This window comes from Hugenholtzia roseola DSM 9546 (genome assembly GCF_000422585.1).
Lineage (GTDB): Bacteria > Bacteroidota > Bacteroidia > Cytophagales > Bernardetiaceae > Hugenholtzia > Hugenholtzia roseola.
The window spans coordinates 58,320-71,190 of the sequence record NZ_KE383884.1 but is presented as its reverse complement, the minus strand read 5'-3'; the positions used below and the strand labels follow the sequence as shown (position 1 = coordinate 71,190).

Sequence of the window (12,871 nt, the reverse complement as noted above, 5' to 3'; positions counted from 1 at the left end):
AAAAAAACACTCACGTTGGAGGCGAAAATCTTGACCTTTTGTATCCTTTATGCGAAAAACAAATAAGAATGGTGTTACAAATCGAAAATAAACGCTATTTTTGTTTTTGTCCGTCGGAAAGGGTGCGTTTTTGATTTGTGTGTGCTTGATTTGAAGGTGATGCCGAATCTAACTACCTATCCGCTGGCTTGTCTTTGGTTTCTTTTGGTTTGGATACAAAAATACGATACAAAAAAATGACACAAAAAGATGATACAAAAAAATAGCTATTCCGCTTTTTATCAGTCGCTAAGACTGCCCTTTGGTTTCTGCCTTTTGTTTGCCTTCCTAACGCCCTTGCCTTGGGGCAGCGCACAAGTGCCGCTACCTGCTTCGCCACAGCAAAAAGCTATCGTCATTCAAAATGTAACCCTGCACGACGGCAAAGGCAATGTATTGGAAAAGGCGACGTTGCGCTTTGAAGAAGGGCGCATCACCCAAATAGAAACAGGAGAGGCAGCCACCTTGCTCGAAGGAGCGGAGCGAATTGATGGCAGCGGCAAACACCTTTATCCTGCCCTGATTTTACCCAACACGCCACTTGGACTTTCCGAACTCGATGCCATTCGCCAGTCGGTAGATATGGCAGAAGTGGGCGCACTCAATCCCAACGTCAAGGCGCAGGTCGCCTTCAATGTAGAGTCTGATGTCGTGGCTACTATGCGTCCTAATGGCGTTTTGTATGCACAAATTACGCCGCGTGGCGAACTTTTGGGCGGCAATTCGGCACTGATGGCGTTAGAGGGGTGGCATTGGGAAGAGGCTACACGCAAGGCTGAAGTGGGGCAGCATCTTTATTTTCCGTCTTCTATTTTACCTTCGGGTTGGTGGGGCGAGCAGGGCGATTTCAAACCCAACGCCGAAAATCGGGCGAAACAAATAGCCGAACTTTCCCAACTTTTTGAGGAAGCCGCCGCCTATGCCCAAAAAAAGGAAAAAAATCTGATAACAGAAAAAAATCTCAAATTGGAGAGTTTGACAGGTCTTTTTACAGGTGAAAAGACGCTTTTTCTGCATGCAGATTGGGCAAAGGATATAGTTGAAAGTGTGCTTTGGGCAGAAAAATATCAGGTCAAACGCATTGTCGTTGTAGGTGGTTCTGACGCGCATAAAATCATCGACTTTTTAAAACAACACCGCATCTCACTCATTCTGACGCGCATCTTTCGCCTGCCTACTCGCATAGACGACGACTACGACTTGCCCTTTCGCCTGCCTGCAATTTTGGCTGCTGCTCAAATTCCCTTTTGTCTTTCCTATGAAGGCGATATGGAGGTAATGGGTGGTAGAAATTTGCCTTTTGCCGCAGGTATGGCGGTCGCTTATGGTTTGGATAAGGAAGCCGCACTTCGGGCTATCACCTTTGAGGCGGCTCAAATTTTGGGCGTTGCCGACGACATAGGCTCAATCGAAGTAGGGAAAAAAGCCTCTCTGCTCTTGGTTACAGGCGATTTATTAGATATGCAACACTCGAAAATAGAAGCCGCCTTTCTTGAAGGCAGACGCTTGGATTTGAGAGATAGACAGCTCCTTTTGCAACAGAAATATGAAAAACGTTTGGAAAAAGAGTAGTTTTTTTGAAAAAAGAAAGGCTAACTTTTCAATCTTAGGATTGGGTGCTATCAAATTGTTCTGCCTTTTTCTGTGGGTCGGTCTTTTCTGCGCTCTGCCCTTTGTGCCTACCACCGCCCAAGACCTGCCGCGCGAAGCCCGCTGGATTCCAACGGCTTTGTGGTGGGAAATGCAGGCTGATTATACCGATACGAAAGACAACCGCTTTTGGGTCAGTATCTCTTTGCGCCGCCAAACAGAGGAAAAAAGCGACTTTTTCTATCGCAAGAGTTGGGCGGCACACTATCAAAAAAATATCAGTCCCCATTGGCAGGCAGGGGCAGGCTTGCGTTACGACGGGCAGAGCAATGTAAATAGAACGGCTTGGAAGGCTTATCTTCGTCATGTAAGTTTTGTTAGGAAAATTAGAATTTTCAAGCAAATCACGCCCGAATATATCCGACACGACAACGCCTTCTATGAAAACTTTTGGAACTTGCGTTTGCTTTTGGGGGCAGAAAAAACCTTTTTTAGGAAGACCGCAGTAGCAGGCGAGCAGGCAAAGGAAACGAGCCTTTCATCGAGCGGCACGCCACTTTTGAGCTTACATTCCTCTTTTGAGCTATTTCGCGAATTGGGCAATGAGGCAGATTTAAAGCGTTTTTTCTATGAAAGCAGGTGGCGTACCGACCTTTTGTACTATCCTTCGGGTCTGTTTTCAAATCGCTTGGCTTTGGGGCTTTTCTTCAATTTGCAAAACCTACACTATGTTGCTTTGGCGCAGTATGATATTGGTGGCAATGTCATAAAACCAGATAGGCGGCTCAATTTGCACACGCCCGTTTATGGCTTTCAGATGTATGTTTTTTTCAATAAAAACACGAAACAACCCCCTGCCTTTTCGCCTTTTGAATAGGAGAAGACACCGAAAAAATATCAAAAAAATACCAAACAGAATATGATGAAACTTGCCAATCCTACCCCCATTTTCACTGCACTCGATATAGAAAAAATAAGAGCCGAATTTCCGATTTTGCACCAAAAAATAAATGGAAAGCCGCTTATCTATTTTGATAATGCCGCCACTGCCCAAAAGCCAAAAGTGGTGATTGAGGCACTAAAAGCCTATTACGAAAATGACAATGCCAACGTTCATAGGGGAGCGCACACTTTGGCGGCACGCGCAACGGAGGCTTTCGAAAAGACGCGCAAGATAGCAGCCCGTTTCCTCAATGCTGCCTTCGAGGAGGAAATTATCTTTGTCAGAGGCGTTACAGAGGGGATAAATTTGATTGCACAGGCTTGGGGAAGTGCAAATTTAAGGAAAAATGATGAAATTTTGATTTCTACCTTAGAGCATCATTCTAATATTGTCCCTTGGCAACTGGTTGCAGAAAAAACAGGTGCCATTTTGAAAGTCATTCCCATCAACGAAAAAGGCGAAATTATAGAGGCAGAATTTGAAAAACTACTCTCTAAAAAGACCAAAATCCTTTCTATCGTACACGTATCGAATGCGCTCGGAACGGTCAATCCTATTGGGAAAATGATACAAAAGGCAAAACAGTTTGGTACAAAAGTAATAGTAGATGGTGCGCAGGCAACTCCACATTTTGCGATTGATGTGCAAAAATTGGATTGCGACTTTTATGTTTTTTCAGGACACAAAGTTTATGCCCCCACAGGAATTGGGGTTTTGTATGGTAAAAAAGAAATTTTAGACCAGATGCAGCCTTATCATGGGGGCGGCGAAATGATTAAAGAAGTTACTTTCGAAAAAACGACTTACAACCATTTGCCTCACAAATTCGAGGCAGGAACGCCTAATATTGCCGACACAATCGGCTTGGGAAGAGCCTTAGAGTTTTTACAACAGTTTGATAAACAGGCAGTTATAGAGTATGAAAGCCGCCTGCTAACAAAAGCAACGGCACTTCTTTCCGCCATCGAGGGCGTGCGCCTGATAGGAACAGCCGCCGAAAAAGCCTCTGTCCTTTCCTTTGTCGTAGAGGGCGTAAGCGGTTTTGACTTGGGTATGATGTTAGATGCCAACGGCGTGGCAGTGCGCGTAGGACACCACTGCACGCAGCCACTTATGAAGCGATTGGGCATACCCGCAGGAACGGTACGCGCCTCCTTTGCACTTTACAATACAGAAAAAGAAATTGAAGATTTTGCCGCCATTTTGCAAAAAATATTGCCAATTTTGCGATAAAAAAACGCTTTTTGTTTGTTTTTGGGGTAGTTCTTTCGCTTTTCAGCCTTTTTATAGCCTTTTTCGCCGCTTTAAAAAAAGGAAACGCTGCTTGTGTCATCTTTTTTGTTATCTTTGTTGCTATCTCTGTTGGCACAAGCGCGAAATATTGCTTTTATATACGCCTTAGTAGGAAAAAATATGGAAAATTTTGTAGTTTCGGCTCGCAAATACCGTCCCTCCACTTTTGATGCTGTCGTGGGGCAGGCGCACATTACTGATACGCTCAAAAACGCCATTCGCTCGAAGCAGTTGGCGCAGGCGTTCCTTTTTTGTGGTCCCAGAGGGGTAGGCAAAACTACCTGTGCGCGTATTTTAGCCAAAACCATCAACTGCGAAAATCTTACTACCGATATAGAACCCTGCAATGAATGTGGCTCTTGCAAAACTTTTAATACAGGTAATTCGCTCAATATCAATGAGTTAGATGCGGCTTCTAATAATTCGGTAGAGGACATTCGCAACCTTATCGAGCAGGTGCGATACCCACCGCAAGGAGGCGCGAAAAAGAAGGTCTATATCATCGATGAGGTTCACATGCTTTCGAACCAAGCCTTCAATGCCTTTTTGAAGACTTTGGAAGAGCCGCCTTCTTATGCGATTTTTATTCTGGCAACCACCGAAAAGCATAAAATTATTCCCACAATCCTTTCGCGTTGTCAGATTTTCGACTTCAATCGGATTCAGCCCAAAGATGTCGCCCATCATTTGGAAAAAATTGCCCAAAAGGAAGGCATCGAAGCCGAGCAGGAGGCTCTACAACTTATCGGCATGAAGGCAGATGGGGCTTTGCGTGATGCCCTTTCTATGTTTGATTTGATGGTTACATTTTCCCAAAATAGAAAATTGGAGTATAAAAGTGTAGCCGAAAACTTAAATATTTTAGACTATGATTATTATTTCAAAGTAGTAGATTCTTTTTTAGCCGAAGATAGAAGTGCTGCCTTGCTTCTTTTTGATGAGATTTTGAGAAAAGGCTTCGACGGACACCATTTTATCTTGGGTTTGTGCAAACATTTGCGCGATTTGTTGGTCTGTCAAGATGCCACTACCCTGACTTTATTGGAAGTGTCGGATACGATACGCAAAAAATATCAGCAGCAAGCGCAAGCGGCTACGCCCTCTTTCCTACTTTCGGCGTTAAGCCTTGCCAGCTCTTGTGAGCAGGGCTATAAAAATAGCAAAGACCAACGCCTGCAAATAGAAATTGCACTTTTAAAGTTGGCAAGTTTGAAACAGGTATTTTCTGTGCAATCGCTTTTAGATGATGTAAAAAAAAAAGTCAGCAGTTAGTACAAAATCCTAATAGTTCTACTCCCACACAGGCAGCCCCTGCCACGAATCCTTTGACAGGGGTTGCGACACAGCAGCTAAAAACTACGCCCAAGATTGCGCTTAATTTGCAGGCGGCAGTCCAAAAGGCGCAGCAGGAGCACGAGGAGCAAGCCCAAAAACAGCAGGCACAAAATCTTGCCGCCCAAGCAGAAACAAAAGCACCTACTACCGAACCTTTGCCCGACCAAGCCTTTGACCAGAAGGCAGCGCAGGCAGTTTGGGCAAGTTATTTGGGTCAGAACGACCAACAAAGTTGGATTTTTGGGTCATTTTTTAGAAATTTTAAGGTGAGCATTGAAAATCAAACCGACCTAATCCTCCTTACCGATACGGACAATCCTACCTTGCGCGAAGAATTTGACCAACAAATCAAGGAGCGGTTTGCAATTTTTGCTCGCGATAGGTTGCAAAATCAGCAAATACAAGTCTTTTTGAAAGCGGAAAATTCGCAGACCAAGCCCCAAGTTGGCGAAACCGATACTTCTGATAATCCGAAAAAAGTTTTTACAAACGAAGAAAAATTTAACTATTTAGAACAACACTATCCACAACTAAGCGAACTTCGCAAACGCTTTAATTTGGATATAGAATAATTTTTTAAATTTTACTAAGGTCTAAACCTAAAACCATTACATCATCCACTTGTGCTTCGGGGCTGCCTATTGTGTCTTTCCAAGTCTGAAAAAAATGCGCGATTTCCTCTTCCTGCTTTTCTATGGGTAGGGCTGAAAGTTGCAAAAGTAGCCTTTTGAAGTTTGAAAAGCCTAATTTTTTGCCCTCCTCGCCTCCAAATTGGTCTTGAAAACCGTCTGAAAAAAGATAAATCTGAAAAGTTGTTTTTCCATCTTGCTGAATGGCGTGTGGAAAGGGCAGTTTTTGCAGGCTAAAAACGCGCTCACTTTCGCGTTGTTCGCCTCCAATTTCCATTTTGTCGCCCTTCAAAACGCTTAAATCGCCGTTGAAAACAGAAACAAGTTTGGTCTTTGCCCCTGCAAAGGAAAGGGTACGCTCCTTCTTATCAATCTTGACAACAGAAATGTCCATGCCGTCATAGGTTTTGCTTTGTTTTTGTTTCAAAACTCGTCTAATTTCTTGATGAAGAGTATTTAAAATTTCATCTGGATTTTCTATCTGATTGCGAATCACGATTTGGGTCAATAATTCATTGCCAATCATGCTCATAAGCGCACCCGAAACGCCATGTCCTGTGCAGTCGGCAGTGGCTAAAATTGCCTTTTCACTTTTATTTTTTTCGCCCAAAGGCTGAAAGAAATAAAAATCGCCGCTTACAATATCGCGCGGCTGGTAAAACACAAAACTATTTTGCGTAAAATCTGACAAAGGTGCAAAAGAGGGGCGCAAAAAAGCCTCTATTTCGGCTTTTTCGGGCAAAATTGCCTCCTGAATCCGCTGTGCGTAGTTGATGCTATCGGTGATGGCTTTGTTTTTTTCTTCTATATCCGATTTCTGATTTTGTACGGTTTGCAAAGTAGTATTTAATTCTTCATTAACCTGTTTTAAATCTTCCTGACTTTGTGCTAAGGCTTCATTTTTTTCTTTTAATTTTTTGCTAATTTTTCGTTGTTTTTGTCCGTTCTGATAAAGCAAATAAGCCGTTAGGATGATGGCTAATCCTACAAAAAATAGCCCCCAAAGAATGGCATCACGCCGTTCTATTTGGGCTTGGGCTAAGGCAATTTGAACCTCTTGCAGTTCTGTTTCTTTTTGCAAACGCTTGTTTTCTTCGTCTTTCTGTTGTAATTTGTATTGATATTTTATGTTTTCTATTTTTTTCAAATTTTCATCATTTCTCAAACTGTCTTTGTAGCGAATATACTGTTCTAAATAGTCGTAAGCCAAATTTTTATTTCCCTTAGCGGCATAACTGCGAGCGAGCAGACGGGTAGAGTTGGCTAAAAAGTCAAGCATGTGCGCTTTTTGTGCAATTTCATATATTTTTTTTCCATAAAATTGCATTTTATCGTATTCTTTTTCTTCTTCTGCAATATCGCCCAAAATGAGGTAGCAGATGGCAATGACGTGCAAATTTTCTTTGTCTATGACCGAGCGAAGTGCCGTTTCGATGTGGTATTTTGCCGAGTCGTATTGTGTTTGTTTTTTAAAAATAACGCCAATATTGGTGCGCGAAAGGGCTGCCCCGATGCTATCTTTTTGTTGTAATTTTAAAGCAATAGATTGATTGTAAAAATAAACAGCCGAGTCGTATTTTTCTAATAAATCGTAGGCTGCCCCCAGATTATTCGACACAATGGCAGTGGCGCGAGGCTCTTTCTGTTTGAGGCGAATTTGGTAGGCTTTAAGCCAATAATTTTTTGCCGTTTCGTACTCATCTTGTCCTTTGTGTAAGATACCCAAAAGGTTGTAGGCACGTGCCAAAATGCTTTCATTTTGCAGCGAATCGCCAATTTTGAGCGCATTGAAGGCTTCTTTTAAAGCAGCAGGCGCATTGCCCAGACGGTCGTAGGCAGAGCCGCGCACGATAGCAATTTCAGCAAAATAAAGCGGATTTTTTACTTTTTGTGCGTGCTTTTCCGCTACCTGTACGTAGTAAAGTGCAGAATCAGTTTGTAAAGATATATACCTTTGTGCTAAAAAAATAGAATTTTTAAATAAAACTGTGTCTAAATAATTTTTTTGTAACGTTTCTGCCAAACTATCCATTTCTTCACGCATAGAACGCGATTGCGCCTTTGAAGCAAAAAGGGGCAGAAAAAAAGCAAGAAAAAGTGCCAAAGAGGTAGGAAAAGCCTTAGAAAAAAACACCAAACGAAAAGCAGAAGGCGTGTAGGAAGGCGGCATATTTGATTGTTTTTTGAAAAATACGCAATTTCCCCAAAAGTAATGAAAAAGGCACAAAAAAGCAGGCTTCGCCTAAAATTTAGTTGAAATTTTGTAGTACAAGGGCTTATTTCTGTCTTTTCTACCCTCTTTATGCGATAAAAAAAATAGGCTGCCTGAAACAAGCAACCCATTTTGAAGATTTAAAAATCCATTGAACATATAACATTAAAGTTAGAAAATTCCTAATTTAATACCGATAGTAGCACTAATACCGCGCATTGCATTGTTTTCCAAAGTTCGATAGCTTATATCGCCCACAAAACGGTAGCCTACGCCTGCATGCAAACGCACAAAGCGGTGCAGGTTAAGTTCGCCTTCTACACGTGGCTCTACAAAAAAGAAAGTAGCCTCGCCAAAATTATCGTTATCGTCTAAATCTTCAAAACCGTCGCGCCAGTCGGCTTGAATTTCACCGCCACCGATAGCCAAAGGAAAAGTAAGGTGAAAGGCATTAGTCGGATTGAGAGTATATTCTATAAAGCCCCCAAATTGCTGCACGTCATAATAGAGTCTGTCGTCGGTTTCGGTGCTTGGGCGGATTTGATTGACTGAAAACTGATATAAGCCCCCAACGGCGAATTTTTTTTGTAAAGTTACTGCGCCGCGCACCCCAAAAAAAGCAGCCGTTTCGCCTGCCACAGGACTAATTTGAGTATATGGATTGAGATAAAAACCAATTTTTGCATCAGAATTAAGCAAAGTTTTATCTTCTTGTGCGATTGCATTTGAAGAAAAACCTACAAAGGCTAACAAGAAAGCGATAAAAACGTAAAGAGATAGCTTTGATGTGTTCATTTTTGATTTGTTTAATCAATGGTGAGAAAATAGGAAAGAAAGCTGAAAACAAATGCCACAAAAGTTTTTAGAAGTGTGCTTTTGTTTAAGCCTATAAAGTCTTTGAATGTCTTTTTGTTTAGAAAAAATCTAAATAAAGGTTCTTTATGGGGTAAGAAAAATGCTATTTTAGCAGCATTTTTCTAATGGGAAAATTTCAGATTAGACAAAAGAGCAGACGGGTTTTCTTTTTTTTGATAGTAATACTCCGCAAAATTAATGGTTTTGCTTTTGACATGCAAGAGTTTTGCTATTTTTTCTTTTTTTCAAAGAGGTAAGATTTTGATAGAAAAAAATGAAGGTTGCCCTAAATTTGGCTTTGATGCTTCGAAAATCAGCAGACCTCAAAGAAATAGAATTGTGGCAATAGATTAGGGGCGCATGGTAGCTTTTGCGATTGCAACAATGCCTTTTTCGCAGTTTTTTGTAACTTTGCGCTTTCTTTTCGAGTTAAGAGCTTGTTTGTGTAGCTTAAAAGGACTTTTGTCAGGCACTTATGAAAAATTCGCTTATTTCAGCACCCCAGACTTATCTGCAAACGGACGAAATTTTGGCTATGTATCGCGCCGACGCGCTTTTTCAGCTATTGGAAAATAAAGCCAAAAGTCCGCAACTTGAACAGGTGCATGTGCAGAATGTGGCAGGGAGTCAGACGGCTCTCTTGGTGGCGGCTTTGCAGCAGGCGCGTCCAGAGCTAACACAACTTATCTTGGCAGAAGACAATGAAAAAGCGGCATATTTTTATAGTGATTTGATTTCTATTTTAGAACAGAAAGCAAATGCTACCAATCCGACGGTTCTATTTTTTCCAACTTCCTACAAAAAGCCCTACCAATTTGAAAAGATAGACAACGCCAACGTCTTGCAGCGTGCCGAAACGTTGGCACAGTTGCAAAATTTATATGAACAAGAAACGGATATTAAAAATTTTAAAGGCAAAATTATTATTACCTACCCTGCGGCTCTTACCGAGCGCGTGGTGAATAAAAAAACGTTGCTTTCCAACACTTTTACCATTCGCAAGGGCGAGGAATTGGGGCGCGATTTTTTGGTGGAGGTGCTGCAAAGTTATGGCTTCGAGCGAACCGATTTTGTGTATGAAGCAGGGCAGTATGCGGTGCGTGGCGGCATTGTAGATGTTTTTTCGTATGCGCATGAGATGCCTTTTCGAGTAGAATTTTTTGGTGATGAGGTAGAAAGTTTGCGTCTTTTCGAGCCAAATAGTCAGCTTTCGAAACAGACGGTAGAAAAAGCGGTCTTGATACCGAATTTGGAGGCAAAATTTTCGCAGGAGAGTCGCGAGCCTTTTTTCAACTTTCTGCCTGCCCAGACGCTATTTTGGGTTGAAAATCAGAAACTTACCTTAGAAGTAATTGAAAAATATTTTGAGAAAGTGGGGCAGGAATTTGAAGAAATTGTAAAGGCAGCAGGTTATACGCAAATTATTTCGAAGCCCGAACATATTTTTCTTACCCAAGAGGAATTTATAGACGGTTATAGCAAATTTTCGCAATTTCATTACCATCATACACTACCTAAAAAATTATATCCTAAACATATTGAGCCTTTTGTGGTCGATTTTCAGACGAAGGTGCAGCCTTCTTTTAATAAAGACTTCAAACTTTTAGCCGAAGATTTAAAACGAAAACAAGACCAAAATTATACCAATATTTTAGTAGCAGATTTGCCCAAGCAGGTAGAGCGCATGCAAAGTATCTTTGAGGAGATAGAGCCGCAGTTGGAAATTCGCGCACTTTTGCTTTCCCTGCACGAAGGTTTTTATGACCAAAACCTAAAACTAACCCTTTATACCGACCATCAGGTCTTTGAAAGATTCCACAAGGGCAAAGGTACAGAGCGTTTTTCGAAGACAAAAGCCCTGACACTCAAAGAGTTGAACGCATTACAAATCGGTGATTATGTAACGCATATAGATTACGGAATTGGGCGTTTTGCAGGGCTTGAAAAAATAGAAGTGGGTGGAAAAGAGCAGGAGGCAGTGCGTTTGATTTATAGAGATAACGATATTTTATTTGTAAGTCTTCATTCACTTCATAAAATAGCGCGTTATACAGGCAAAGAAGGTTCGCAGGTAGCATTGAGCAAGTTGGGAACAGGTGAGTGGGAAAATAAAAAGCGAAAGGTAAAGAAAAGATTAAAAGATATTGGTACAGATTTAATCAATTTGTATGCAAAAAGGCTTACCATGCGTGGCTTTGCCTGTCAGCCCGACGATTATATGCAAATTGAATTAGAAACTTCATTTTTATACGAAGATACGCCCGACCAAGCCACAGCCACCTCTCAAATCAAGGCAGATATGGAAAAACCTGTGCCGATGGATAGGCTCATTTGTGGAGATGTGGGTTTTGGCAAGACCGAACTTGCGATAAGAGCCGCTTTCAAAGCCGTTGCGAATGGAAAACAAGTGGCGGTTTTAGTGCCGACTACGATTTTAGCCGCCCAACATTACCGCACTTTTTCGGAGCGTTTGAAAAGTTTGCCTGTGCGTGTGGATTACATCAACCGTTTCAGAACGGCAAAAGAGGTCAAACAAATTATAGAAGATTTGGCAAATGGAAAAATAGATATACTAATTGGCACGCATAAAATTGTAAGTAAAACGATACAATTCAAAGATTTAGGACTCTTTATCATAGACGAAGAACAAAAATTTGGCGTAAAAACAAAGGAAAAGTTAAAAGAAATGCGCCATAACATAGACTGCCTGACCCTAACGGCTACGCCCATTCCGCGCACCTTGCAGTTTTCACTCTTAGGGGCGCGAGATTTGTCTATCATGCACACGCCGCCGCCTAACCGTCAGCCTGTAACGACGGAGGTGCATACTTTTTCGGAAGAAACGATTAGAGATGCGGTAAGTTATGAATTGCGACGTGGCGGACAGGTCTTCTTTGTGCATAATCGCGTGAGCGATATTTATGAAGTGGCGGGTATGATTGCGCGTCTTGTACCAGATGCCAAAGTGGGTATCGGGCATGGGCAGATGGCAGACGAAAACTTGGAAAAGGTGATGATGAACTTTATTAGTGGGCAGCTCGATGTGTTAGTTGCTACCAATATCATCGAGTCGGGTTTGGATATTCCTAATGCAAATACCATTATCATTAACAATTCACATCTTTTTGGTTTATCAGATTTGCACCAAATGAGGGGGCGTGTGGGCAGAAGTAACCGCAAAGCCTTCTGTTTGTTGCTTGTCCCTTCGGTTTCTACCCTTACTGTTGATTCGCGCAAGCGTTTGAGTGCCTTAGAGGAGTTTAATGAATTAGGCGATGGCTTTAAAATTGCGATGCGCGATTTAGATATTCGGGGAGCAGGCGATTTATTGGGAGCAGAGCAAAGCGGCTTTATCAACGATTTGGGCTTAGATACTTACCATAAAATCTTAGAAGAAGCCATTGCTGAATTGAAAGAAGAGGAGTTTAAAGACTTATTTGCACACGAAATAAAAGATAAAACAATTAAAGTAGATTGTAATATAGAAACCGATTTTAATATTCTGATTCCAGAAGATTATATCCCTAATATTTCGGAGCGTTTGAGCCTTTACATTCGAGCCGATGAATTAAAAAATGAACAAGATTTGCTTGTTTTTAGAAATGAACTCAAAGACCGTTTTGGCGATTTGCCCCCTACTGTCGAGGAATTGCTCAAAACGGTAGAGCTAAGGTGGGTAGCCGAAAAAATAGGTTTCGAGAAATTGACGCTTAAAAATGAAAAAATGCGAGCGTATTTTGTCAGTGGCAAGCCTCAATATTTTGAAACTGAAGTATTTTCTAAATTTCTTGCCTATGTGCAGAAGCGTCCTGAACGTTGTCAGGTGAAAGAAACAGAGAGCCGCCTGATTTTTATTATGGAAAATGTACGCAGCATAGAGGGCGCAATGCGTGTTTTGCAATCTATTTTAGAAGAGGATATAAATTCTTAACGGTATGGCGAATGTGAATTTTTTGTTTCAAAGCCCAATAAAAC

The 12,871-nt window shown here is 41.6% G+C and carries 8 protein-coding genes; 6 read left to right on the top strand and 2 right to left on the bottom strand.

Going from position 1 to position 12,871, the window contains the following annotated elements; translation table 11 throughout:
• Positions 1 to 249 precede the first annotated feature (249 nt).
• The 5 genes from G500_RS0117080 to G500_RS0117060 all read left to right on the top strand — a co-directional run bounded on the left by G500_RS0117080 (position 250) and on the right by G500_RS0117060 (position 5,772).
• Positions 250 to 1,611: an amidohydrolase family protein gene (locus G500_RS0117080; protein ID WP_086047951.1), complete on the top strand. Its 1,362-nt coding sequence runs from the start codon at positions 250 to 252 to the stop codon at positions 1,609 to 1,611.
• Positions 1,586 to 2,506, top strand: coding sequence for a hypothetical protein (locus G500_RS0117075; RefSeq protein ID WP_027003443.1), 921 nt, complete (start codon positions 1,586 to 1,588; stop codon positions 2,504 to 2,506). The genes G500_RS0117080 and G500_RS0117075 overlap by 26 nt, the downstream gene beginning before the upstream one ends.
• Before the next feature lie 42 nt (positions 2,507 to 2,548).
• Positions 2,549 to 3,805: a cysteine desulfurase gene (locus G500_RS0117070; protein WP_245574504.1), complete on the top strand. Its 1,257-nt coding sequence runs from the start codon at positions 2,549 to 2,551 to the stop codon at positions 3,803 to 3,805.
• Between the two features lie 114 nt (positions 3,806 to 3,919).
• Positions 3,920 to 5,137, top strand: a complete 1,218-nt coding sequence (locus G500_RS0117065) for a DNA polymerase III subunit gamma/tau (RefSeq protein ID WP_342664615.1) — start codon at positions 3,920 to 3,922, stop codon at positions 5,135 to 5,137.
• A 53-nt stretch (positions 5,138 to 5,190) separates the two neighbouring features.
• On the top strand, positions 5,191 to 5,772 hold the full coding sequence (locus tag G500_RS0117060) for a hypothetical protein (RefSeq protein ID WP_027003440.1): 582 nt from the start codon (positions 5,191 to 5,193) through the stop codon (positions 5,770 to 5,772).
• Between the two features lie 4 nt (positions 5,773 to 5,776).
• On the opposite strand, the gene G500_RS0117055 is transcribed toward G500_RS0117060, so the two are convergent.
• Positions 5,777 to 7,999 (bottom strand): tetratricopeptide repeat protein, encoded by a 2,223-nt coding sequence (locus tag G500_RS0117055; protein WP_027003439.1) that lies wholly within the window; start codon positions 7,997 to 7,999, stop codon positions 5,777 to 5,779.
• Positions 8,000 to 8,212: 213 nt separating this feature from the next.
• The gene (locus G500_RS0117050) at positions 8,213 to 8,836 is read right to left on the bottom strand and encodes a hypothetical protein (protein ID WP_035757874.1); all 624 of its coding nucleotides are present in this window, start codon (positions 8,834 to 8,836) and stop codon (positions 8,213 to 8,215) included.
• A gap of 535 nt (positions 8,837 to 9,371) precedes the next feature.
• Here G500_RS0117050 and mfd point away from each other — a divergent pair.
• Positions 9,372 to 12,827 (top strand): transcription-repair coupling factor, encoded by a 3,456-nt coding sequence (gene mfd / locus G500_RS0117040; protein WP_086047950.1) that lies wholly within the window; start codon positions 9,372 to 9,374, stop codon positions 12,825 to 12,827.
• Positions 12,828 to 12,871 lie beyond the last annotated feature (44 nt).

Excerpts from the sequence above, each read along its gene's own strand:
- G500_RS0117080 (WP_086047951.1), top strand. The coding sequence starts at position 250 with ATGATACAAAAAAATAGCTATTCCGCTTTTTATCAGTCGCTAAGACTG.
- G500_RS0117075 (WP_027003443.1), top strand. The coding sequence starts at position 1,586 with ATGAAAAACGTTTGGAAAAAGAGTAGTTTTTTTGAAAAAAGAAAGGCT.
- G500_RS0117070 (WP_245574504.1), top strand. The coding sequence starts at position 2,549 with ATGATGAAACTTGCCAATCCTACCCCCATTTTCACTGCACTCGATATA.
- G500_RS0117055 (WP_027003439.1), bottom strand. The coding sequence starts at position 7,999 with ATGCCGCCTTCCTACACGCCTTCTGCTTTTCGTTTGGTGTTTTTTTCT.
- G500_RS0117050 (WP_035757874.1), bottom strand. The coding sequence starts at position 8,836 with ATGAACACATCAAAGCTATCTCTTTACGTTTTTATCGCTTTCTTGTTA.
- mfd (WP_086047950.1), top strand. The coding sequence starts at position 9,372 with ATGAAAAATTCGCTTATTTCAGCACCCCAGACTTATCTGCAAACGGAC.